Below are 26798 nucleotides of genomic sequence, written 5' to 3' on the forward strand. Positions count from 1 at the left end.
TCCGGTTTTTGCTTCGCGCCGCGTCTAATAATCATTCTTATTAACAAAAACTCTGCACCCCACTTTTCAGGAGCTCAGGTAAGTAATGCGACCTCTACCACGCCGCACACCTCTCGCGCTGGCCGTACAGCGCCCGACATTGCATCGCACCCTGTTTACCAGCGTGCTGCTGACCGCCACCTTGCTGGGGAGCTCGATGGCCAATGCTGCACCTGTAAAAGTGAACATTGCCGTCCAGCCGCTTTCCAACGCGCTGACCGAGCTGGGCATGCAGACCAACCTGCAGATCCTCTACAGCCCGGATCAGGTGGCGGGTATCAAGTCCCGTGCAGTGTCAGGTTCGCTGGAGCCGTCCGAAGCCCTGAGTGCCCTGCTCAAAGGCACCGGCATTTCGTTCCAGATCAACGGCAACAGCGTCACGCTGGTCTCCGGCGGCGGGTCGGGCCTGCAACTGGGCGCGACCACGATTTCCGGCCAGGCCCTGGGCCTGACCACTGAAGACACCGGTTCCTATACCACCGGCGCCACCACCACCGCGACCAAGCTGCCGCTGACCCTTCGCGAAACGCCGCAATCGGTGACCGTGGTCACCCGCCAGCAGATGGACGATCGCGGCGTCACCAGCGTTGCCGACGCCTTGCGCAATACCCCCGGCATCACGTCGCAGAAGTACGACAGTGACCGTACCGAATTTTCCGCCCGTGGCCAGGCCATCACCAACTTCCAGTACGATGGCGTCAACACTATCTACGACGGTGTGTACGGTGAAAACCCGAACAACAGCGACGACTCGGCCAGCCTCGACCACATCGAAGTCATCAAAGGCGCTACCGGCCTGATGACCGGCACCGGCGATCCGTCCGCCACGGTCAACCTGATCCGCAAGAAGCCGACCAAGGAATTCAAGGCCTCGGTCAGCGCCACCGCCGGCCGCTGGGACAAGTACCGTGCTGAAGGTGATATTTCCGGTTCGCTGACCGATTCCGGCAACGTCCGCGGTCGCTTCGTCACCACATACCAGGACGCCAACTCCTACCTGGATCACTACAGCCAGAAGAAAGACCTGTTTTACGGCGTACTCGAAGCCGACCTGACCGACGACACCCTGCTGACCTTCGGCATCGACAAATCCAGCGCCACCCCGCGCGGTTCGTCGTGGACCGGTAACCCGACATATTTCGCCGATGGCGGCCGTACCGAGTTCCCGCGTCACTTCAACCCGGCGGCCGACTGGAGCCGTCGTGATTTCGACAGCACCACCTACTTTGCATCGCTGGAGCAAGCGCTGGCCAATGACTGGAAACTCAAAGTCAGCCTGGACCAGAAAACCACCGACCATGACACCCAACTGGCCTCGGCCAGCGGCGGCAACCCGGACCGCGCCACCGGTGAAGGCATGTTCCTTTACTGGGGTCGCTGGGAAGGTCATCGCGTGCAGAACACCGCTGACGTGAACGTCTCCGGCCCCTTCAGCCTGGGCGGTCGCGAGCACGAACTGGTCGCCGGTGTCATGGCGTCCCACTCGCGCCAGACCGGTTCGACTTACGACACCAGTGCGTTCTCCCAAGTGCCCGGCAGCATCTATGACTGGAACGGCGAACTGCCGAAACAGGAATTCCCGAAAAACGGCAAATACGAACGTACCCAGAGCCAGAACGGCGTTTACCTGGCCACGCGCCTGCGCCCGACCGATGACCTGTCGTTCATCCTCGGCACCCGCCTGAGCACCTTCAAGTACAACGAAGACTACAACTACAACCCGGGCGCCAACCAGACCGACACCCACGCCAGCTACAAGGAACACGGCGTCGTCACCCCGTATGCCGGTGTGGTTTACGACCTCAACGACACGTACTCCGCGTACGCCAGCTACACCAATATCTACCAGCCGCAAATCTACAAGGACGCCAACGGCTCGACCCTGCAGCCGGTTGAAGGCAACGCCTACGAGACCGGTCTGAAAGCGGCCTACTTCGAAGGCAAGCTGAACGCCAGCCTGGCCTTCTTCCGCATCGAACAGGACAACGTCGCTGAATCGATCGGCACCAACCCGGTCACCAACGAAGGTATCTACAAAGCCATCGACGGCGCGACCACCAAGGGTGTGGAGCTGGAAATGGCCGGTGAACTGGCCGAGGGCTGGAACCTGTCCGCGGGCTACACCTACGCCCGGACCCGTGACCAGGACGAGCAACGGATCTTCGGCTACCCGCTGTCCACCACCCGTCCTGAACACGTTGTGCGTACCTTCACCACCTACCGTCTGCCGGGCGTGATGAACCAGTTCACCGTCGGTGGCGGCGTGAGCTGGCAGAGCGCGTTCTACGGCAAGATCTACAGCGCCAGCGCGGGCGACTACACCCAGATCAAGCAAGGTGGCTACACCCTCGTGGACCTGATGACCCGTTACCAGTACGACGACCATCTGAGCTTCACCGTCAATGCCAACAACGTATTCGACAAGAACTACCTGACGGGCCTGGGCAACTTCGACACCACGTTCTACGGCGAGCCGCGTAACGTGCAGGTCACCGCGAAGTATGATTTCTGAGTCGTGAGCTGAAATGAAAAATGCCCGTGTCGTCAGATGCGGGCATTTTTTTTGGCCAGGGATTTTGTGGTGAATGGGAGTCCGCCTTCGCGGGCAAGCCTCGCTCCTACAGGTTGGCACCATGCCACAACTCGACGCCAACCTGTAGGAGCGAGGCTTGCCCGCGAAGGCAATTGTCGCCCCACCAGAAATCCCCTGAACCGGACACAAAAAAACCGCCACCCCTGATCCAGGCATGGCGGTTTTTTTCATGGCAATTCAGATCCGCGAACGCACCCACCCCGCCACTTCCGAGTGAATCCCTTCCACTTCCCCCAGCAACCCCGCCATGCGCATGAAGTCATGGGTCATCCCCGGCTGTTCCAGCAATGTCACTTCATTCCCCGCCGCACGCAACCGCTCGGCATACGCCAGCCCTTCATCATGCAGCGGATCGTGCCCGGCCAAGTACACCAGCGCCGGTGCCAAGCCTGATAAATCCGCCGCCAGCAACGGCGAGCAACGCCAATCCGCCAGGTCATCCGGCGTGCGCCCGTAATGCGCATAGAACCAGTCCAGCGTCGGCGTCTCCAGCAAATAGCCCTCGGCAAAATCCCGGTGCGAGGCGCGTTTCGTCGTCGCATCCGTCACCGGATACAGCAACACCTGGGCCTTGGGTTTCAGCGCCAGTTCCTCAGGTTCACGCACTGCCATGATCGACAACACCGTGGCCAATGTTGCGCCCACGCTGTCACCGACCAGCGCCACCCGGTTCGCATCCAGCCCACGCGCAGCGCCCTCGCGCACCAGCCAGTTGCCCGCATCGCAAGCGTCCTGCACCGGCGTCGGGAAACGCCATTGCGGCGCCAGTCGGTAATCCACGGTCAACAACGCAAACCCGCCTTGCGAGGCCAGTCGCCGGCACAGCGCATCATGGGAATCGAGGCTGCCGACCACATAGCCGCCGCCATGAAAATACAGCAACACCGGCTGCAAGCCGTCGACCGCTTGCGCATCGCGATACACCCTTGCCGACAGACTGTGGCCATCCCGCGCGGCAATGGTGAAGTCCTCGCAGGCCACGCTGTCCAGCGGCACATCGAGAAACCCCGAGGAGGCTTCAAAATCGATCCGTGCCTGTTGCGGAGTCTGTTCATGCATCGCGCGACTTTTACCGGTCATCCGGCCCAACTCGGCGAGTTCGAGAAATGCTTCAAGTTCTGGCAATACGGCCATGGGACGAATCCTTTAAATAAACAAGTAAAAAAATGCGAGAAAAGCCGTGATCTGTAGGAGCGAGGCTTGCCCGCGAAGGCGTCCTTGAGATCGCCTTCGCGGGCAAGCCTCGCTCCTACAAAAATGAGTTACGCAATGGCCAAACGGCGTTCCAGTAAGTCCTCAAGCTCATCAAGCAACTCATCACCACGCAACAACTCGTAGTGCCCGCCGGCCAACAGGCGATCAACGCCATGACTGCCGACCTGGCCCTCGAACACCCGACGTTCGTCGTCGCGCCCGGCCACCCACCAACGATGGGCCGAGGCCTTGATCGTCGGCAGTTGCCGATGCGCCAGCGCCAGTTGCTTGAGGCGTGAGCCGGTGGCAAAGATCTGCGTGAGCTCCCCCGCGCCCAATGCGGCTTGTTCATTGGAACCGTGCAAGGCGGCTTCAATCACGGCGGTGGAGCCCTCGCGTTCACTCAAGCCAGCGGCTTTGCGCGCAATCAACGCCTGAGCCTCATCGGCGGGCAAACCGAGCACAAACTTCAGGAAATCACCGAGGTCCTCGCGCCAGTCCCCCGCCTCTGCGGTGCCGGCCACGTAGCTGTCGACCAACCCGGCAAACGCCACGGTTTCACCTTGGCCTTCCAATTCGTGGGCAACCAACTGCGTCAACGCGCCGCCCAACGACCAGCCCAGCAAGTAATACGGTCCTTTGGCCTGTTGACTGCGAATCCGCTGCGCATAGGCTTGCGCCATGGCGAGCAGCGATTCGTCCTGCCAGTGCGGGTCAAGCAGCATGCGGCATTGCACGCCGTACACCGTGCGCCGTCCTTCCAGACGCCGGGCCAACGGTTCGTAGTCGAACACCGTGCCGAAACCGGCGTGCAGGCAGAACAGCGCCGGCACATTCGGGATCCGCGCATTCAGCGCCAGCAAAGGGTCCGGCGCAGACGTGGGTTCGGTCACCTGATAACCACTGAGTTCGGCAATGCACGGTTTCTGCATCAGATCCCGCAGCTTCAACTCGAAGCCCAGTTGCGGCTGACTGCGCACCCGCGAGATGACTTTGAGCACCTGCAACGAGTCGCCGCCCAGTTCGAAGAAGTTGTCGTCGATGCCCACTTGCGGCACGCCGAGCACCTCTTGCCAGATCGCGGTCAGCGCCTTTTCCAGATCGTTGCGTGGCGCGCGATAACCACCGAGCGCCCATTCAGGCATTGGCAGTGCGCGACGGTCGAGCTTGCCGTTGGCCGACAGCGGAAAGCGTTCCAGCACCAGGATCCGTGGCGGCACCATGTAGTCAGGCAGTTGCGCTTGCAGCTCAGATTTCAAGCGACGATCCAGCCCTACAGCACCGGCCGCCACCACATAACCGACCAATTGCTTGCCGGTCGGCGTGTCGTGTACCACCACGGCGGCATCCTGCACCCCAACGCATTCGCGCAGACGCGCTTCGATCTCGCCCGGCTCGATGCGGAAACCACGGATCTTCACTTGCTGGTCAAGACGCCCCAGATAGTCGATCAACCCGCACTCGCGCTGGCGCACCAGGTCGCCGGTGCGGTACATGCGGCCACCGGCCTCGAACGGATCGGGGATGAAACGCTCGGCGCTCATGCCGGGATGCTGGTGGTAACCGCGCGCCAGGCATTCGCCGCCCAGGTACAACTCGCCGCTGACACCGACCGGCAGCGGATTGAGGTCGGCGTCCAGCACATACACACCACGCCCGGCCACGCCACGCCCAATCGGCGCATACGCCGCGTCGCAGGTTTCGCTGGCCTCGGCACGCCACAGCAGCGGCGTGACCACGGTTTCGGTCGGGCCATAACCGTTGACCAGACGCTGCGGACGCAAGGCGCGCTTGACCTGCTCGAAGCTCGCCTCCGGCACCGCATCACCGCCAAAGCAATACACCTCGACCGCCGGTGGATTGCCAAGGCGTTCGGCCACTTCGGCCATCTGTTGCAAGTAGGCCGGCGGGAAGCAGGCGACGGTGACGCCATGACGCTGCATCACTTCGAGGGTTTGCTCCGGGGTCCATAAACTGTCCTCGCGGATCACCAGGCTGCCACCGGCCAGCATCACACTCAGCCAACGCTCCTGCGCACCGTCGAAGGCGAACGACATGAAGTGCAGCTCACGGCTGCGCGGTGCCAGTTCGTAGAGCTCGATGATGCCGCGGCAATGCCGGGCAATCGGCCCACGTGCCACCGCCACGCCTTTGGGCTGGCCCGTGGAACCGGAGGTGTAAATCAAATACGCCAAGTGCCCAGGCAACGGCTGGGAAACCGGGCATTCAGCGTGGTCGGTAACGCTCAACTGGTCGAGCAGCAGACGCGGCGGGCTGTCGGCCAGGGTCAGTCGATCCCCCAGATTGCTGTCACAGAGCAACAGGCTGGCCGCCGAATCGCTCAACATATATGCCAGCCGCTCGGCCGGGTACGCGAGGTCCAAAGGCAGATACGCCGCCCCTGCTTTAAGCACCGCGAGGAACGCAACGATGGTGCGCTCGGAACGCGGCAACGCCACCGCCACCAGACTTTCCGGGCCGATGCCGCGACCGATCAGTTGCTGCGCCAACCCATTGGCCTGCGCCTCAAGCTGTGCATAACTGACGTGCCGACCTTCGCAGATCAAGGCGATTTTCTGCGGCTGCGCTTTGACGTGTTGATTAAACGCGTGAAGCAAATCAGCGCTGTCATCTGACACCTGCGGCAGACTCAAACGCGCCTCAGGCAAGCCAATATTGCCAAGCAGACGCGTAGCATCCTCCGGCAACGCACGCAGCAATCCTTCCAACTGCGCACGAATCCGCTCGACTTCCACGTCACTGAAGCGATCACGCAGGAACAGGTACTCAACTTCCAGGCCTTCTTCGTTGGCGCTGACCATCAAGTCCATCGGGAAGTTGGTCACCCCGCCACTGCCGACTTCGGCAAAGCGCAGCTCGCCTTCCTCACCGCCTTTCAGGGCGCGGTCCACCGGATGGTTTTCGAACACGATGATGCTGTCGAACAAACCCTGGCCACCCTGCCCGGCCCAGCGCTGAATGTCCGACAACGGCGTGTGTTCGTAGTCACGCACCATCAGGTTGTAATCCTGCAAGTCGCGCAGCCACTCGCCCACCGGCTGTTGCGGATCAAGGGTCTGAATCACCGGCAAGGTGTTGATGAACAGACCGAGCATGTCCTGCGCACCGGCCAACCCGGTCGGGCGCCCCGCCACCGTGGCGCCGAACGCGACACTGCGCTGGCCGCTGTGGCGTTGCAGCAGCAACAGCCACGCGCCTTGCACCAGCGTGTTCAGTGTCACGCGTTGACGCTTGGCGAAGCTGTGCAGTTTGCGCGTCGCCTCGGCGTCGAGGTGGCTGTACATCACGCCGTGGCCGGAACCTTCGGCACCGGAAGCTTTGGCCAGAATGGTCGGTTCTTCGAGCAGCGCCAGGCGCTCACGCCAGAAGCCTTCGGCTTGCGCGCCGTCCTGGCGTTGCAGCCAGGCGATGTAGTCGGCGTAGCGCCCGGTCAGGGTCGGCAGGCTGTCGTTGTGGTACAGGCGCAGCATGTCGCCCAACAGACGCGAAGCGCTCCAGCCGTCGAGCAAGAGGTGATGGTAGATCCAGATCATCTGGTAACGGTCATCACCCAGGCGCACCAGGATGAAACGCATCAACGGCGGGCAACTCAGGTCGAAGCCCTTGGCCTGTTCCGCTGCGGCCAGTTCGCCCAGCGCCTGCTCGGTGTCGGAGCGGTCACGCCAGTCGAGTTCTTCGATCGGCAACTCGACGTCGGCGAACACCGCTTGCAGCGGATCGGCCAAGCCATCGCGCCAGCGGAACGCGGCGCGCAGCACTTCATGCCGCTCGACCAGCGTCTGCCAGGCCGCGCGGAAACGCGGCACCTGCAAGCCGTCGACCGCCACGCTCAACTGGTTGACGTAGGGGTTGAGCTCCGGTGAATCCAGGCAATGGAACAGCATGCCTTGCTGCATCGGCGACAGCGGATACAAGTCTTGCAGACCTTCACGGGCAGCGATGTCGATGTGCGGCACCAGTGAGAAAGCTTCGACGTTTGGCGCTTCGATCAATCTTGCTTCACGGCTGCTGGCCACGGAGGCCAAAGCACGAATGGTCTGCTGCTCGAACAGCTGCTTCGGACTGAACACCAGCCCACGCTGCCCGGCACGGCTCACCGCTTGCAGCGAAATGATCGAATCACCGCCCAGCTCAAAGAAGTTCTCGGTGACGCCCACCGACTCCAGCCCCAGCAGTTCCTGCCAGATCTCAACCAGCAACACTTCGGCCGGTGTTGCGGCGGCCACGTGATCGTGGTTCTGCCGAGTGGCTTCCGGCGCCGGCAGGCCTTGGCGATCAAGCTTACCGTTCGGCGTCAGCGGCAACGCGGCCAGGCACATCAAGTGCGCCGGCAACATGTGCGCCGGCAATCGGCTGCGCAGATGAGCCGTCAGCGCTTCACGCAGAGCCTGCTCATCGGCAAGCGGATCGCGGGGCACCACGTAACCGACCAACTGGCGGCTCACCGGACCTTCACGGTCGATCACGAACGATTCACGCACACCTTCGTGTTCCAACAGGCAGGCTTCGATTTCGCCGAGTTCGATACGGAACCCGCGAATCTTCACTTGCTGGTCGATACGGCCGAGGTATTCAACGACGCCATCAGCGCGGAACCGTGCGAGGTCGCCGCTGCGGTACAAACGCGCACCCGGCACGAATGGATCCGGCACGAAGCGTTCAGCGGTCAGGTCCGGACGTTGATGGTAACCCCGGGCGACGCCCTCGCCGCCCAGGTACAACTCGCCCGCGACGCCAACCGGCAGCGGTTGCAAGCCGCCATCCAGAATGTAGGCGCTGCGGTTGCCCACCGGCCGGCCAATCGGCATGAACGCCGAGTCGAACCCGGTATCCGGGTACGCCAGCCAGATCAGCGGCGTGATCACCGTTTCGGTCGGGCCGTAGCCGTTGATCAAGCGCTTGGGTTGCAGCACTTGCTGGACTTCATCGAACGCGTGCTTGGCCATGCCCTCGCCGCACGGGGTGTACGAACGGATCGGCAAATCACGCCCCGCTTCGCCCATGAAGTCGGCGATCTGCGACAGATAAGTCGGGGTAAAACAGGCAATGGTGATGCCGTGTTTTTCGATCTCGGCGCAGGTGCGTTCCACGCTCCACAACTCGTCATCGCGGGGCATGACTGCCGAACCGAACACCAGCGGCGTCAGCCAGCGTTCGTGGGCGCCGTCGAAACTGATCGAGGCGAATTGCAACTCGCGATCGTCCGGGGTCATGCCGTACAACTCGCCGATCGACAGGCAATGCATGGCCAGCGGACCGTGGGCCACACTGACGCCTTTGGGCCACCCGGTGGAGCCTGAGGTGTAAATCAGGTACGCGAGGTTTTCGCCGCAGGTCAGGTTGACCGGGTTAGTGTCCGCCATGGCCTCCATCGGCTCGCGGTCGATTTCCAGCACCGGCAGGCCTTCGGGCAACGGCAGTTTTTCCCGCAGCCACGACTGGCTGATCATCAGCGAAATGCCACTGTCTTCCATCAGGTAACGCAGGCGTTCCGTCGGGTAAGCCGGGTCCAGCGGCACGTAGGCGCCGCCGGCCTTGAGGATCGCCAGCAGGCCGACGATCATTTCCGGTGAGCGCTGCATCGCCAGGCCAACCCGCACTTCCGGACCAATGCCCAGTGCGCGAAGACGATGGGCCAATTGGTTGGCGCGACGGTTGAGCTGATCGAAGCTCAATTGCAGATCGTTGAAGATCAGCGCGGTGGCGTCCGGGCGAATGACCGCTTGGGCCTCGATCAACTGATGCACACAGAGCGGGTTTTGCGCGGCCGTGAATGCCGGGTTCCATTCGACCAACTGTTGCGCGCGTTCCGGCGCGGTCAGCAGGTCCAGTTCACTCAATGCCGCGTTTGGCGCGGCGACCATCGCCGCCAGCAGCGCGGCCAGATGCTCGCTCATCCGAACAATCGCTTCGCCGCTGAAATGGGCGCACTGGTAACTCCAGTTCAGGCTCAACTGGCTTTCGGCGGTGGCCGCCAGGGTCAGCGGGAAGTTAGTGCGTTCATGGTTCTGCGGAACCGAGAAGCTCAAACCGGCCGGCGCGCCTTGTTGCAGCGCTTCGGCCACCGGGAAGTTTTCGAACACCAGCAGGCTGTCGAACAGCGGCTCACCGGCACGCCCGGCCCAGCGCTGAATGTCCCCCAATGCGGTGAATTCATGCTCACGCAGTTCGAGGTTTTGTGCCTGCAAACGGGTCAGCCACTGGCCGACGCTTTCCACCGCGTCCGGGCTGCTGATCACCGGCAAGGTGTTAATAAAGAGGCCGAGCTGGCTTTCGGCACCCGGCAAATCCACCGGCCGCCCCGCCACAGTCGCGCCGAACGCGACACTGCGCTGGCCGCTGTAGCGTTGCAGCAACAGTGCCCAGGCGCCTTGCACCAAGGTGTTGAGGGTGACTTTTTGCTGACGGGCAAACTCGCTGAAACGCTGGCTGGTGGCGACATCGAAGGTCTGGCGATGGTCGGCAAATTCTACGGCCAACTGATTTTTACCGTCGCCATGGGCCAGGCTCTGCGCCAGTAACGTCGGGTTGTCGAGGGTCGCCAGCTGCTCGCGCCAGAAGACCTCGTCGGCGTGGGCATCCTGACGTTGCAGCCAGCCGATGTAATCGGCGAAACGCCCGGTCGGCGCCTGCACATCCTGCCCGGCATAACGCTGCAAGACTTCGCTCAGCAGCAGCGAATTACTCCAGCCATCCAGCAACAGGTGATGGTGGGTGTAGATCAATTGCTGACGCTCATCGTCCAGCCGCACCAGGGTCAGGCGCATCAATGGCGCCCGGGTCGAATCGAGTTGCAGGCGCTCGTTGTCGATCAGTTCAATCAATGCGTCGGCCTGATCGCTGCGGCCACGCCAGTCCAGACACGTCATCGGCAGTTGCAGATGACGATGGACCACTTGCACCGGCGCTTCGAAACCGTCGGGGAAGTGGAAGCTGCTGCGCAGGATCGGATGGGTGTCGAGCACCGCTTGCCAGGCGCGGCCAAGACGCTCGGCGTCGAGGCCACGGGCTTGGACGCTGAGCTGATTGACGTAGGCGCCAGACGCCGATTCATAGAGGCTGTGAAACAACAGACCGGCCTGCATCGGCGACAGCGGATACAGGTCTTCGATCTGCGCCGGCGGCACCGGCAAGCCATCGAGTTGCGCCTGGGTCAGGCGCGCCAGCGGGAAGTCCGCCGGGGTCACGCCACCCGCACCGTCGCTCAGGCAATGGGCGATCAGCGCCAGCAATTCACGTTGGTAATCGGCGGCCAGCGCTTCGATTTCACGTGTGTCGAAGCATTCGCGGCTGAAGGTCCAGTCGAGTTTCAGTTCGCCGCCATACACCTGGCCGTCCACCGACAGCCAGTTCGGCAACGGTGCGTCCGCCGATTGCGCGGCGCCGCTGGACTCCTTGGCCGGGGTGAACAGGGCGTCTTCGGCGAAGCTCTGGTCGAACTGCCCGAGGTAGTTGAACGTCACGCGTGCTTGCGGCAAACCGGCCAACGCCGCTTGGGTCGAGGCATCGCCCAGGTAGCGCAGCAGGCCGTAGCCCAGGCCTTTTCCGGGGATTTCGCGCAGTTGCTGCTTGATGGCCTTGATCGAGCCCCCCAGGTCGGCGGTCGGCGTCAGGCGCACCGGAAACAGACTGGAGAACCAGCCGACGGTGCGGGTCAGGTCGATGTCGTCGAACAGCTCTTCGCGACCATGGCCTTCGAGTTGAATCAGCGCCGAAGCGTCACCGGTCCAGCGGCTGAGGGTTCGGGCCAGCGCGGTCAGCAGCAGGTCGTTGACCTGTGTGCGGTAAATGGCTGGCACCTGTTGCAGCAGCCTGGTGGTTTGATCGCGGTCCAGGCCGATGCTCACGCCTTGGCGCAGATGCCCGGCCTGACTGGCTTGGGCATTGGCGGCGGGCAGCGAATCATTGGCGACGCTCAGCTGCGCTTGCCACCAGTCCAGTTCGCTGGCAGCGGCTTCGGAGCGGGCGTAGGCGTCAAGTTTGTCGGCCCAGGCCTGGAAAGCGCTGGTCTTCGGTGGCAGGTCTTGCCCTTGATAAGCGGCTTGCAAATCTTCCAGCAACACCCGCCACGACACCCCGTCCACCGCCAGGTGATGGATCACCAACAGCAACCGTTGCGAACCATCCGCCTGAGCGATCAACGCGATGCGCAGCAGCGGACCGTCTTGCAGACTGAGGCTGCGCTGCGCCTCGTCGCACACCGATTCCAGCGAAGCATCGTTGGCCACGCGGGCGGTCCAGAGCATGTCGATCACATCGCAGCTGTCGGCCCCGACATAACGCGCCGACCATTGGCCATCGACCTGACTGAAGCGCAGACGCAGGGCATCATGCTGCTTGAGCAAACGTTGCAGCGCGGCTTGCAGGCGTGGCAATTCAAGGGTTTCGCGTGGCGTCAGCAGCACCGCCTGGTTCCAGTGCGCGCGTTGCGGGATCGGCTCGTCGAAGAACCAGCGCTGGATCGGCGTGAGTGTTTGCACACCTTCCACCGGCCCTTGCTGCGCCAGCGGGGCGGCCTGTTCCTTGACCACGGCGGCCAGGGCTTGCAAGGTTTGCTGCTGGAACAGGTCGCGGGGTTGCAGGCTCAGGCCGGCGCGGCGCGCACGGCTGACCACCTGGATCGAAATGATCGAGTCGCCGCCCAGTTCAAAGAAATTGTCCTGACGCCCGACCTGCTCCACGCCCAGCACGTCCTGCCAGATCTGCGCCAGCACCTGTTCATGTTCGCTGCGTGGCGCTTCGAAGGCGCGTTGGCTGACCTGTGCGGTCGGCGCGGGCAGGCGTTTGCGCTCGAGTTTGCCGTTGGGGCTCAGGGGCATTTGCTCGATCAGCACGGTCTGCGCCGGTACCATGTAATCCGGCAGGCTCGCCAGCAAATGGCTTTTCAGGGTTTCACGCCACGCGCCTTGTTGCTCGGCATCGGCGCTGACCAAGGCTCGGTCCTGCGGCACGATGTACGCGACCAACTGCTTGCCGCCCGGGCCATCGAGGGCCAACACTACGGCCTCCTGCACGTCTGCATGTTCTTGCAGGCGCGCTTCGATTTCGCCGAGCTCGATGCGCAAACCGCGAATCTTCACTTGGTGGTCGATGCGCCCGCAGTAGTCGATGGCGCCGTCCGTGCGATAGCGTGCCAGGTCACCGGTGCGGTACAGACGCTCGCCGCTGCCAAACGGGTCGACCACGAAACGCTCGGCGGTCAGCGCGCCACGACGGTGGTAACCGCGCGCCAGGCCGACGCCGCCCAGGTACAACTCGCCCACCGCGCCCAGTGGCAACGGTTGCAGTTCGCTGTCGAGGATGCAGGTGCGCAAGTTGGCAATCGGCCGGCCAATCGGCACGCTGTCACGCCCTTCTTCCACGCAGGTCCAGTGGGTCACGTCGATGGCCGCTTCGGTCGGACCATAGAGGTTGTAGAGATTGGCTTGCGGCAGGCTGCGCAAGGTCTGGCGTTGCAGTTCCATCGGCAGCGCTTCACCGCTGCAAATGATCCGCTGCAACGAGGTGCAGGCCAGCGCTTCGTCGGCAGCGATGAACGCCGAGAGCATCGACGGCACGAAGTGCAGCGTGGTGATCGCCTGCTCGACGATCAACGCGGCCAGGCGTTGCGGATCACGGTGCTCGCCCGGCGCGGCGATCACCAGGGTGGCGCCCTTCATCAGCGGCCAGAAAAACTCCCACACCGACACGTCGAAACTGAACGGCGTCTTGTGCAGCACGCGGTCGCTCGGCTGCAAGTTGTAGGCTTGCTGCATCCACGCCAGACGGTTATGCAGCGCCACATGGCGGTTACCGGCGCCCTTGGGTTTGCCGGTGGAGCCGGAGGTGTAAATCACATAAGCGAGGTTTTCCGCGACCGCAAGGTTGGGCAGGTCAGTGCCCGGCAAGTCGTTCAGCCAATCGGTGTCGGCGTGCAGGCACAAGGTGCGCACGTTGTCCGGGGTCGGCAGTTGCGTCAGCAGATATTCCTGGGTCAGCAACAACGTAATGCCGCTGTCTTCGATCATGTAGCTCAAGCGATCAACCGGGTATTCCGGGTCCAGCGGCACGTACGCACCGCCCGCCTTGAGAATCGCCAGCAGGCCGACAACCATTTCAAACGAACGGTCGCAGGCAATCCCCACCAGCACGTCCGGGCCGACACCCTGGGCACGCAAGTGGTGGGCCAAACGGTTGGCGCGCCGGTTAAGCTCGGCGTAACTCAGGGATTGGCCCTGGAACACCAGCGCCGTCGCCTCTGGGTGTTCAACTACGCGTTCTTCGAAATGGCGCTGCACGCAGACTTCGCCCGGATAAGCCTGAACGGTGTCGTTGAGCTCATTGAGGATGCGCAGACGCTCATCGGCGTCGAGCAACGGCAACTCGGCGAGCGGGCATTGCGGGTTGGCCAGAACACCGGCCAACAAATTGCGCCAGTGCCGCGCGAGGTGCTCGATGCGTTCAGCGTCGAACAGATCGGTGGCGTAAGTCAGGCTGGCGAACAGTTTGTCGCCCTCCTCCTGGGTGTCCAGTTGCAGGTCGAACTGGGTGGTGTGCGCCGTGGCGTTCAATGCCTCGACGCGCAGGCCGGCGAGCAAGCCGCTGACCGCCGCGGGTTTGGCTTGCTGGTGGTTGAACATCACCTGGAACAGCGGGCTGTGACTGAGGCTGCGTTCACCTTGCAGCGCCTGCACCAGACGCTCGAACGGCAAGTCCTGATAATCCTGGGCGTCCAGCGAGGCGGCGCGGGTCTGGTCGAGCAATTGGCTGAACGGCAGACGTCCGTCCAGTTCCGCGCGCATCACCTGGGTGTTGACGAAGAACCCGATCAAGCCACGGGTTTCCGCGCGATTACGGTTGGCAATCGGCACACCGACACGCACGTCGGCCTGGCCGCTGTAGCGATAGAGCAACGCCTGGAAGCTCGCCAGCAACAGCATGAACGGCGTGACACCGCGCTGCTTGGCCAGGCTCATCAGACCGCTGGCCAACGTGGCATCGAGGGCGAAATCCAGACGCGCACCGCGCTGGCTCGGTTGCGCCGGGCGCGGACGGTCGGTCGGTAATTCGAGCAGCGGTTGTTCGCTGCCCAGGCGGTCGCGCCACCAGTTGAGTTGACGTTCGAGTTCGCCCGCTTCCATCCAGCGGCGTTGCCACATCGCATAGTCTGAATACTGGATCGGCAGTGCCTCCAGCACCGTGTTCTGACCTTGGCAATGCGCGGCGTAGAGCCGGGAAAACTCTTCCACCAGCACGCCCATCGACCAGCCATCGGTGACGATGTGGTGCAAGGTCAGCAACAGCACGTGGTCTTCGGCATCGAGTTGCAACAGGCTGACCCGCAACAGCGGACCGTGTTGCAGATCGAACGGCCGGGCGATGTCCTGTTCGACGCTGTTCATCGCCTGATCGAAGCGCTGATCCTGAGGTTCGCCGCGCAGGTCGATCTGCTCGATGGGCAGCGAGGTGAACTCGGCCAGCGTCTGCACCACATGCCCGTCATCCTCGACGAACCGGCTGCGCAAACTCTGATGCCGCTCCAGCAGCCCATCGAAACTCTGCTGCAACGCAGCAACGTTCAGCGGCCCGTGCAAACGCAGCGCGGCCGGAATGTTGTACGCCGAACTGTGTGGATCAAGTTGCCAGAGGAACCATTGGCGCTGCTGCGCGTATGACAATTCAAACGTTGCTTGCGGCTCGGCAGCCGGCGGAATCGGCAGCTGGCCGAAGCTCACGCCCTGCTCTTGCATGCGTTGCAGAAACTCGCGGCGCTTATCAGCCGGCAGGCCGGCGAAGCGGCTGGCGATGCGCTGGGCAGTGGTGTGTTCCATCAGTTGATCTCCATCTCGTCGAGAAGCGACTCAAGCGCATCAAGACGTGCATCGTTGTCAGCCGGGGCGTGTTGCCCGGCCATGGCGGCATAAGCCTGAAGGTCGGTGGATTCGAACAGCGCGCGCAGCGGCAGCTCGATGCCCAGTTCCAGTTCCACGCGGGCACTGGCCTGGGCCGCGAGCAATGAATGCCCGCCCAATTCAAAGAAGTTGTCGCGTCGGCCTATCTGCACCACGCCCAGCACGTCGGCCCAGATCGCGGCCAGTTGCTGTTCGAGGTCGCCCTCGGGGGCTTCGAACGGCCGTTGCCATTCCTGGGCATCGGGCACCGGCAGCGCCTTGCGATCGAGCTTGCCGTTGCCGGTCAATGGCAAGGCATCCAGCAGCAACCAGTGGCTCGGCACCATGTAGTCCGGCAGATCCACCTTGAGCGCGGTGCGCAGGTTGTCGCGCCAGGCGATCGGGTCATGCGGGGTTTGCTCGGCCACGACGTAGGCGCACAGCTGCGGCCCGCCGTCGCCGGCATGCACGCTCAGCACCGCTTGGCGCACGCCCGGTTGGGCCAGCAGCGCGGCTTCGATTTCACCCAATTCGATGCGGAAACCGCGGATTTTTACTTGCTGATCGATCCGGCCGAGGTAGTCGATGCTGCCATCGGCACGCTGACGCGCCAGGTCGCCGCTGCGATAAAGACGCTGCGAAGCCTCGAACGGGCTCGGCACAAAACGCTCGGCGGTCAGACCGAAACGGCCGTGATAACCCCGCGCCAGACCGGCGCCGGCGATGTACAACTCGCCCGCCACACCCACCGGCACCGGTTGCAGCTGATTGTCGAGCAAATACCAGCGCAGGTCGCGGATCGGCAGGCCGATCGGGCTTTGGGCCTTGCCGTCGAGGTCGGCCAGGCGGATCGCACGGTAGGTCACGTGCACCGTGGTTTCGGTGATGCCGTACATGTTGACCAGGGTTGGCTGTTGGTCGCCGAAGCGTTCGAACCACGGACGCAGGCTCGCGACTTCGAGGGCTTCGCCACCGAAAATCACCTGACGCAACGCCATGCTTCTTGGGCTGGCACAGGCAATCGGCAACAACTGGCGGAACGCGCTCGGCGTCTGGTTCAACACCGTCACGCCCTCATCACAGATCAAGCGATGGAATTGCTGCGGCTCGCGGCTGATGTCATACGGCACGATCACCAGACGCCCGCCGGTGCACAGCGAACCAAACAGCTCCCACACCGAGAAGTCGAAGGCGTAGGAGTGGAACAGCGTCCAGACATCGTCCGGACCGAAGCCAAACTCGCCAGCCGTGGCCGTGAGCAGACGCCCGACGTTGCCATGGCTGAGCAATGCGCCTTTAGGACGACCGGTGGAACCTGAGGTGTAGATCACGTAGGCGAGGTTGTCCGGGGTCGCCAGCGCTGGCAGGTTGGCGTCACTGACCCCATCCAGCTGCAACGATTCCAGGCTCAGCACCTGCACGCCGTCTCGGGCTGGCAGACTGTCGATCAAGTGTTGCTGGGTCAGTAGCAGCGTGACGCCACTGTCTTCGATCATGTAGCTCAGGCGTTCGGCCGGGTAATGCGGGTCGAGGGGCACGTAGGCGCCGCCGGCCTTGAGAATCGCCAGCAAGCCGATCACCAATGGCACCGCCCGCTCGGCGGCGATGCCTACCCGCACTTCAGGCCCGACGCCCTGCTCGCGCAGTGTGCGCGCCAAGCGGTTGGCCTGGGCGTTGAGTGCGGCGTAGGTCAATTGCTCGCCTTCGTAGACCAGCGCGACGGCATTCGGCCGTTGTGCGGCTTGCGCTTCGAACAACTGATGCAAGGTCGGCGACGTCGGTTGCGCCTGGAATGCGGGGTTCCAGTGCTGCACCAAAGCCTCTTGCTGCGACCCGTCAATCAGGGGCAGTTCGGCGACGCGTTGCTGCGGATCGCTGACCACCGCGCGCAGCAGGTTCAGCCACTGCTCGCCAAGGCGCTGCATCGACGCTTCGTCATACACATCCGTGGCGTAGGTCAGGCTGGCATCCAGTGCTTCGCCCTGCTCCTGAGTATCGAGGACCAGATCGAACTGCGTGGTGTGTTGCTGCCAGTGCAGACGCTCGACGTTCAGGTCGGCAACCGTGCGTTCGACACTCGCGCCCAACGGCTGCTGATGGTTGTAGAGCACCTGGAACAACGGGCTGTGATTGAGGCTGCGGTCCGGTTGCAAGGCGTCGACCAGCTGCTCGAACGGCAAGTCCTGATTCGCTTGCGCGCCCAATGCAACCTGTTTGACCTGTTGCAACAAGGTGCTGAACGGCTGCTGCCCATCGATCTCGGCACGCAGCACCTGGGTGTTGATGAAGAAGCCGATCAGGCCTTCGGTTTCGAGACGCGAACGACCGGCGCTCGGCACACCAACGTTGATGCGCGACTGCCCGCTCTGGCGATACAGCAAGGTCTGGAAACTCGCCAGCAACAGCATGAACAATGTCACTTGCTGTTCCTGGGCACGTTGACGTAAACCGGCGAGCAACTCGCGATCCACGTTGAGCATCAGGCTGGCACCGCGCTCGCTGCGGCGGGCCGGACGGGTCAGTTCGCTGGGCAATTCCAGCGGCGCCTGGCTGCCGGCCAGTTGCTCACGCCACCACGTCAGTTGGCGTGCCCCCTCGCCCGCTTCCAGCCAGTCGCGCTGCCAGCGGGCGTAGTCGCTGTAGTTCACCGGCAGGTCAGCCAAACCGGCGACGCGACCGCAGGCGGCCGCCTGATACAAGGAGCTGAACTCATCGACCATGACCTGCATCGACCAGCCGTCGGCAGCGATGTGATGGACGGTGAGGACCAGCACGTGTTCGTCGGTGTTCACTTGCAGCAGCAACATGCGCCATAGCGGACCGTTGCGCAGGTCGAACGGACGGGCGATTTCTTCGGCCACGGCCGTGTCGACCGACACCTGATCGAGTGTGCGTTCCTCCAGTTGCAACGCCAGATTGTCGTGCAGCACCGGACGTGCCTGCAGACCATCTTGTTCGAAGGTCGTGCGCAGGGTCTGGTGACGGTCCTGCAACCGGGCGAAGGCTTCGCGCAGGGCTTCGCGGTTCAGCGGGCCTATGAGGCGCAGTGCGGCAGGAATGTTGTAGGCCGGGCTTTGCGGGTCCAGTTGCCAGAGAATCCATTGGCGCTGTTGGGCAAAAGACAAAACCTGCGGCTGATCGATCACGGCACGTTGTAGCAAAGGTTGACCGCTGATATTTGCCAGCGCGGCACGCCCGGCAAATTCCGCCAGGTTCGCGGCGGAGAACAGGCTGCTCACCGACAGTTCGAGCTGCAACTGCTGCCGCACCCGCGAGATCACCTGAAGCACCAGCAACGAGTGCCCGCCGAGCGCGAAGAAGTTGTCGTTGCGGCCAACTTGCCCGACCTGCAACACGTCCTGCCAGATCAGCGCGAGTTGCGTTTCCAGCCCTTCGACCGGGGCCACGAAGTCACGCTGTGCATCGCTGGCCTCGGCGCGTGGCAAGGCTTTGCGATCCAGTTTGCCGTTGTTGTTGAGCGGCAGCTTCGGCAGCAGGACCAAGTGATTCGGCACCATGTATTCCGGCAGCGACTGATGCAGAGCGGCTTTCAAGCGTTCCAGATAATCAACTTCGGACGACAGCGAATCGCCGGCCACGATGTACGCCACCAGTTGCGTGCCGTCCTGGGCGATGACCGCCGCTTCACGCACGTCTTCACGGGCATGCAGGCAGGCTTCGATCTCGCCCATTTCGATGCGGAAACCGCGGATCTTCACTTGATGGTCGATGCGGCCGACGTATTCCAGCTGCCCTTGAGCGTTGTAGCGCGCCAGATCGCCGCTGCGGTACAGACGCGCGCCCGGTTCACGGGCAAACGGGTCCGGCAGGAAACGTTCAGCGGTCAGCGCCGGACGATTGAAGTAGCTTTGCGCGAGGCAGGCCGGGGCGCCGATGCACAGTTCGCCGACACCGCCGGACGGCAGCAACTGACCCGCCGCATCCAGCACATACAGCGCACGACCGGCGATGGCACGACCAATCGGAATGCCAAACGCATCGCTGGCATCGTCGAGACGGCACTCATGCACGCTGGACACCACGGTCGCTTCGGTCGGGCCGTAGGTGTTGAGCAGTCGCATGTGGCTCAATCCGGCCTGATGCCACAGGCGCAAACCTTCGACCGACATCGCTTCGCCACCGACGTGGACCTGGCGCAAAGCACCGAGACCGCTGACCACGCCGCTCGCGCATTCGCGAGCGAGCAAGTACCAGTAAGCGGCCGGCAAGTCCGCCACGGTCACGCCGTGCTGGACGATTTCGGCGGCGAGGCGACCGGCGTCCCACACGTCATCGCCGCGCATGATCAACGCCGCGCCGACGCACAACGCCGGGAAACATTGCTCGACGAAACCGTCGAAGCTGAAGGTCGCGAATTGCAACACCCGGTCCGACGCCGACAGCACCGAATAGTCGGCGGCGCTCTGGCAGAACTCGCGCAACGCGGCATGGGCAATGGCCACGCCTTTGGGTTGGCCGGTGGAGCCGGAGGTATAGATGATGTAGGCCAGATCATCGGCGACCGCGTGGTGGTGCGGATTGCTGTCGGGGTAGTCGGTGCCGTCCTCAAGGCTGAGACGGCGCACGCCCGGCACCTCCTCCAGCAGACCGGATTCGCACAGCAGCACGTCGAGACGGCTGTCATCGATCATGTAGGCCAGACGTTCGTTCGGGTATTTCGGATCGAGCGGCACGTAGGCGGCGCCACTTTTGAGCACCGCCAGCAGGCTGACGATCAGCTGCGGACCACGGTGCAGCGCCAGGCCGACACGCTTGCCCGGACCGGCACCGTTGGCCATCAGACGATGGGCCAGACGGTTGGTCTGGGTGTTCAATTGCGCGTAGCTCAGGGACTGGCCGTCAACCTGCAACGCCAGCGCGTCCGGGGTCGCGGCGGCCTGCGCGGCGATCTGCTCGTGGGCCAGAAGTGTTGTGGACAACTCGATTGTCGGCGGTTGGCTGATCGCGAGCAGCGCGTTTTTGCCGTCGACGTCGAGCAGTTCCAGCGCGCCAAGTGCGGCGTCCGGCTGGGTGACAAGCTGCATCAGCAGGTGCTGCAAATTGGCCGACAACCCGGCAACTTGCGCCGCGCTGAAACGCGCGGCGTCGTAGCTGAAGTCCAGGCTCAGGCCTTCGCCCAGCTCGATGCCCAACGTCAGCGGATAGTGGGTGCGCTCGTGATTGTGCAAATTGCCGAACGACAACCCGGCCGGTGCGCCCTGTTTCAACGCTTCGGCCACCGGGAAGTTTTCGAACACCAGCAGGCTGTCGAACAGCGCCGAACCCTGTTGTCCCGCCCAGCCCTGAATGTCGTAAAGCGGCACGTGCTCGAACTCGCGCATGGCCAGGTTCAGCCCTTGCAGCTCGCCCAGCCATTGGCTGACGGTGCAATCCGGCTTCATCGCACAGACCAGCGGCAGCGTGTTGATGAATAAGCCGAGTTGCGCTTCGATCCCCGGCAACGGCGCCGAACGCCCGGCAACCGTGGCCCCAAACACCACGCAATCCTGGCCGGTGCAACGATGCAGCAACAGGCTCCACGCCCCTTGCAGCACGGTGTTGAGAGTGACTTTCTGCTGGCGGGCGAACTCGATCAGACGCTGGGTGGCGCGGCTATCAAGGGCGACGCGGTATTCCGCGCTGCCCTCGGCGCCCACTGGCGGGCGCAAGGATTCGGCCAGCAAGGTCGGCGCTTCCAGCGGTGCCAAAACGGCTTTCCAGAACTGCTCGCCTTCGGCAGCCGATTGCTGCTGCAACCAGCCCATATAATCACGGTATTGCCCGGTCGGTGCCGGCAGCGCCTTGCCAGTGGCGTAATGCTGGATCACTTCGGCGAGCAACTGCGCGTTGCTCCAGCCGTCCATCAAAATATGGTGGCTGGTGTAGATCAGGTGCCAGTCATTGGCGCCCATGCGCACCAGCTTCAAGCGAAACAGCGGCGCACTGCCCAATTCAAAACCTTGGGCACGTTCGGCGTCGGCCAGCGTATCGGTGTCGGTGGCGTCCAGCATTTCAAGCGGCAACGCGACGTGGCGGACAATCGCCTGATGCGCGGTGTCGAGGCCTTGCCAGTGGAAGCGGCTGCGCAGGATGTCGTGACGCTCCAGCGCGGTTTGCCAGGCCTGAGCGAATCGCTGCGGATCGAGGCCCTGGATGTCCAGACGTAACTGACTGATGTAGGCGCCGACTTGCGGTTCGTACAGCGTGTGGAACAGCATGCCCTGCTGCATTGGCGACAGGGGATACAGGTCTTTAAGGGTCGCGACCGACAATTCGTCGAGTTGCACCTGACTGAGGCGCGCCAACGGGAAATCCGACGGCGTGGCCTGAGGCACTTCAACGCCGCAGCAGTGTTCGATCAGCGCGTTGAGTTCTTGGGCGTAATCGTCCGCCAGACGCTGGATGGTCGCGGTGTTGAACATCTCGCGACTGAAACCCCAGCTCAGCGCCAACTCGCCACCGTAGACCTGGCCTTCGACCGTCAGCCAGTTGCCCAGCGGCGCCGACGGATCCTGGGCCACGCCGTTGCCTTCGGTGGACGGCACGAACAGCGCGGCGTCGTCGAACTGGCGGTCGAACTGCCCGAGGTAGTTAAAGGTGATGCGCGGTTGCGGCAACGCGGCCAGTTCGGCGCGCATCGCCGGGTCGCCGAGGTAACGCAGCGCGCCGTAGCCGAGGCCTTTGTCCGGCACGGCACGCAGTTGCTCCTTGATGGTCTTGATCGACGCACCGAGGTCACTCGACGGCATCAGGTTGACCGGGAACAGGCTGGTGAACCAGCCGACGGTGCGGGTCAGGTCGATGTCGTCAAACAGGTCTTCACGACCATGGCCTTCGAGCTGAATCAGCGTGCTGCCCTGCCCGTTCCAGCGGCACACCACCCGTGCCAGCGCGGTCAGCAGCAGGTCGTTGACCTGGGTGCGATACGCCGCCGGAGCCTGTTGCAGCAGTTTGCGGGTTTGCTCGGCGTCGAGTTTGATTTCGAGTTTGTGCTCGAAGCGGTTTTGCAGCGCGCCGTTCGGACGGTCACACGGCAAATCGGTCGGTGCGTCGCGCAGCTGGGCCTGCCAGTGACCGAGGCTGTTTTCAAACGCTGGCAAATGATCTTGCAGACGGGCGACCCAGCGTTGATACGTGCTGGTTTTCGCCCTCTTCACGGCGCTGCCGCTGTAGAACTGTTGCAGATCGTCCAACAGCACGCGCCAGGAAACACCGTCCACCGCCAGGTGATGGATGACCAGCAGCAAACGCTGAGAACCGTCCGCCATCGCCACCAGCAGCGCCCGGATCAACGGGCCATTTTGCAGATCGAGGCTGCGCTGGACTTCGTCGCACAGCGCATTGAGTGCTTCGACCGATTGCGCCTGACGCTGCCACAACACTGACTCGGTGGTCGGCGCCGCGTAGGCTTGCTGCCAGCCTTCAGCGGTCTGCTCGTAACGCAGGCGCAAGCTGTCGTGATGGGTCAGCAACTGCTCAAGCGCGCGGTCCAGCGCCTCGACGTTCAACGCCTCGCGCGGCACCAGCAACAGCGACTGGTTCCAGTGCTGACGCTCGGGAATTGCTTGCTCGAAGAACCCCTGTTGCACCGGCGCCAGCGCGACCGCGCCAGTCGCCGGACCTTGATCGATCAACGCGTGCTCGCCGCTGCGGGCAGCCTGGGCCAGGCTGCGGACGGTCTGGTGCTGGAACAGGTCCTTGGGGCTCAACACGATCCCGGCCTGGCGCGCACGGCTGACCACTTGCATCGAGACGATGGAGTCGCCGCCCAGTTCAAAGAAGTTGTCTTCAAGGCCGACGTTGTCGATGGCCAGCACGTCCTGCCAGATCGCGGCGAGGGCTTTTTCCATCGTTGTGCGCGGAGCGACGTGCTCGCGCTGTTGCTGCGCGCCGTCAATCGCCGGCAAGGCCTTGCGGTCGAGTTTGCCGTTGGGGGTCAGCGGCAGCTGCGCGAGGAACAGCAGGAACGCCGGGACCATGTAGTCCGGCAGGTGTTGGCGCAATGCCGCTTTCAGGGTTTCACGCAGGGTGGCTTGCGCATCGGCGTCATCGACCAACGCCGGATCGGTCGGCACGATGTAGGCCACCAGTTGCTGCCCGTTGACGCCGTCCTGCGCCAACACAGCCAGTTCACGCACGTCCGCTTGCTGCAAAAGCCGTGCTTCGATTTCGCCCAGCTCGATACGGAAGCCACGGACCTTGACCTGATGGTCGATGCGCCCGACGTATTGCAGCGAACCGTCGACCTGATAACGGGTCAAGTCGCCAGTGCGGTACAAGCGCTCGCCGTTGCTGGCGAACGGGTTCGGCACGTATTTTTCGGCAGTCATGCCTGGGCGTGTGAGGTAACCGCGGGTGATGCCGGCGCCCGCCAGGTACAGCTCGGCGGACACGCCTTGGGGCACCGGTTGCAGGTCGGCGTCCAGCAAATAGCTGGCGGTGTGCTTGAGGGGACGGCCGATGTTCGCGCGACCGCCCGCTGCACGGCGGGTCCAGGTCGAATAGGTGGTGTCCTCCGACGGCCCGTACAGATCGTAGACGTGTGCGACGGTCGACTGCTCATACAACGCGTCCACCAGGCTCTGCTTCAGCGGCTCGCCGGCGAGGTTGATGATGCGCACGCTCGGCGGGATCTGTCCGTCGCGCTGCAAGGCGTTGATTGCCGACGGCACGGTGTTGATCAGGCGCACCTGATCCCGGGCCGGCAGTTGCGGCAACTCCAGGGCGTTGCGGGCGATGATCACCGAGCCGCCGTTGGCCAGGGTCACAAACAGCTCCCATACCGACAGGTCGAAGCACACCGAGGTCGAGGCCAGCACGCCCTGGATGTCTTCGCGGCTGTACACCGATTTAGACCAGTCGATCAGCGCCAGCACGTTGCGATGGGCGATGGCCACGCCCTTGGGTTTTCCGGTGGAGCCGGAGGTGTAAATCACGTAGGCCAGGTTGTCCGGCGTGACGCGGGTGACCGGCGCGCTGCTCGGGTAAGCGGCCCAGGTCATATCGTCCATCAGCAACACCTGGGTATCGGCTGCCACGGCCAATGTCGCGGCGACCGAATGCTCGGTCAGCAGCACCAGGGCGCGGCTGTCTTCGAGCATGTAGGCGACGCGTTCGGCCGGGTAATCCGGGTCCAGTGGCACGTAGGCGCCACCGGCCTTGAGGACGGCAAGCAGCGCGACCAGCAAGTTGTCGGAACGCTGCATCGCCACGCCGACCCGGACTTCCGGGCCGACACCCAGTTCGATCAGCCGGTGGGCCAGGCGATTGGCCTGAGCGTCGAGTTCGGCGTAGGTCAGATGCTGGGTGGCGAAGGTCACCGCCAACGCGTCCGGGCTGGCCGCGACTTGCTGGCTGATCAGTTCATGAATGCACAAATCCTGCGCGAAGCTTTCGTCAGCGCGATTCCAGTCATGCACGATGCGCTGGTATTCAGTGCTTTCCAGCAGCGGCAGATCGCTGATGCGCTGCTGCGAATCGCTGACCATGCCCTGCAATAGATGCGTCCAGTGCTGCGCCATGCGCGCGATGGTCGCGGCGTCGAACAGGTCGTTGGCGTAGGTCAGCGCCGCGTGCAGTTTGCCGCCCTTTTCATACGTATCGAGGGTCAGGTCGAACTGCGTGGTGCGCCCTTCCCACTCGATTACGCCCAGCGCCAGGCCGGAGGCGGTGCTGACCGTGGAAATGTCCGCGACCTGCGGCTGGTGGTTGTACATCACTTGGAACAGCGGCGTGTGGCTGAGGCTGCGTTCCAGTTTCAGCGCCTCGACCAGGCGCTCGAATGGCAGGTCCTGATGGGCCTGGGCGCCAAGGGCGGTTTCCTTGATGGCGCGCAGCAACTCGTCGACGCGGGTCTGACCATCGAGCTTCGTGCGCAACACCTGGGTGTTGACGAAGAAGCCGATCAGGCCTTCGATCTCGGCGCGGTTACGGTTGGCAATCGGCACGCCGACGCGGATGTCGGTCTGCCCGGTATAGCGATGCAGCAGCGCGTTGAAGGCGCCGAGCAACAGCATGAACAGGGTGACGCTGTGTTTCTGCGCCGTGGCCCGCAGTTGCTCGGCCAGTTGCGGGTCGACCGCAAACTCGTAACGGGTGCCGCGATAGCTCGGCATCGCCGGGCGCGGGTGATCGGTGGGCAATTCCAGCACCGGGTGCTCATCACCCAGTTGCGCTTGCCAGTAGTCGAGTTGACGCGCCTGTTCGCCCGCCTCGAGCCAGCGGCGTTGCCACAACGCGTAGTCGCTGTACTGGATCGGCAATGGCGCGATTTGCGGTTGCGCGCCCGCCTCAAAGGCGTCGTAGCAGCGGATGAATTCGTCGATCAGCACGTTCATCGACCAGCCGTCGGACACGATGTGGTGCAGGGTCAGCAGCAGGACGTGTTCCTGCTCGGCGAGACTGAGCAAGGTGACGCGCAGCAGCGGGCCGACTGACAGATCAAACGGCAACACCGATTGCTGCTCGGCGGCCTTGGCAACTGCCACTTCGCGCTCCGTGGCTCGTAAGGCGCTGAATTCCACATGATCGATGACCAGCGGCGCGCTGGCCGGCACTTGCAGCAACGTGTCGTCAGCCTGGCGCTGGAACACCGTGCGCAGGGTTTCGTGACGCGCCACCAGGCTGGCGAAGGCTTGCTCCAGCGCCGGCAGGCTCAAACGCCCGGTCAGGCGCACCGCACCGGGCAGGTTGTAGGCGCCGCTTTGTGGGTCCAGTTGCCAGAGAAACCACATGCGTTGCTGGGCATACGACAGCGCCTGGCGATCTTCGGCGTCGACGCCGGCTGGAATGGGGAACCGGGCGAAATCAACGCCTTCCTTTTGCAAGGCCGCAAGGAACATCTGGCGCTTTTCCAGGGGCAACCCGATAAACCGGCGAGCAAGTTTCAAGGAGTCTTCAGCATTCATTTCTAAGCATCCGGATCAGTGGCGGGAAGCACAAAGGCACGTCGTCCCTATAAAACGAATGCAGACCGGAAAAATTAGCGAATGAGAACAAGTATCAGGCAGGAGGTAAAACGCGGGGTGTCAGAGGGATAAGAATCATTGTGGGAGCGAGCTTGCTCCCACAGGGATTGAGTG

At 63.3% G+C, this 26798-nt stretch carries 4 protein-coding genes; 1 reads left to right on the forward strand and 3 read right to left on the reverse strand.

Annotated elements, in window-relative coordinates:
• Positions 1–85 precede the first annotated feature (85 nt).
• Positions 86–2551 (forward strand): TonB-dependent siderophore receptor, encoded by a 2466-nt coding sequence (locus tag FHL16_RS18365; protein WP_077748902.1) that lies wholly within the window; start codon positions 86–88, stop codon positions 2549–2551.
• Between the two features lie 258 nt (positions 2552–2809).
• Here FHL16_RS18365 and FHL16_RS18370 read toward each other — a convergent pair whose 3' ends face one another.
• From FHL16_RS18370 to FHL16_RS18380, 3 genes are all read right to left on the reverse strand, one after another.
• Positions 2810–3766: an alpha/beta hydrolase gene (locus FHL16_RS18370; protein WP_077748903.1), complete on the reverse strand. Its 957-nt coding sequence runs from the start codon at positions 3764–3766 to the stop codon at positions 2810–2812.
• Positions 3767–3894: 128 nt separating this feature from the next.
• Entirely contained in the window at positions 3895–15657 is an 11763-nt protein-coding gene (locus FHL16_RS18375) for a non-ribosomal peptide synthetase (RefSeq protein ID WP_077748904.1), read from the reverse strand.
• Positions 15657–26624: a non-ribosomal peptide synthetase gene (locus FHL16_RS18380; protein WP_077748905.1), complete on the reverse strand. Its 10968-nt coding sequence runs from the start codon at positions 26622–26624 to the stop codon at positions 15657–15659. Before FHL16_RS18380 ends, FHL16_RS18375 begins: the two co-directional genes overlap by 1 nt.
• Positions 26625–26798 lie beyond the last annotated feature (174 nt).

Origin of the sequence: Pseudomonas sp. FSL W5-0299 (assembly GCF_005930655.1) — a bacterium.
In the GTDB taxonomy this organism is placed as follows: domain Bacteria; phylum Pseudomonadota; class Gammaproteobacteria; order Pseudomonadales; family Pseudomonadaceae; genus Aquipseudomonas; species Aquipseudomonas mandelii.

Coding starts and splice junctions, on each gene's coding strand:
- FHL16_RS18365 (WP_077748902.1), top strand. CDS start 86: ATGCGACCTCTACCACGCCGCACACCTCTCGCGCTGGCCGTACAGCGC.
- FHL16_RS18370 (WP_077748903.1), bottom strand. CDS start 3,766: ATGGCCGTATTGCCAGAACTTGAAGCATTTCTCGAACTCGCCGAGTTG.
- FHL16_RS18375 (WP_077748904.1), bottom strand. CDS start 15,657: ATGGAACACACCACTGCCCAGCGCATCGCCAGCCGCTTCGCCGGCCTG.
- FHL16_RS18380 (WP_077748905.1), bottom strand. CDS start 26,624: ATGAATGCTGAAGACTCCTTGAAACTTGCTCGCCGGTTTATCGGGTTG.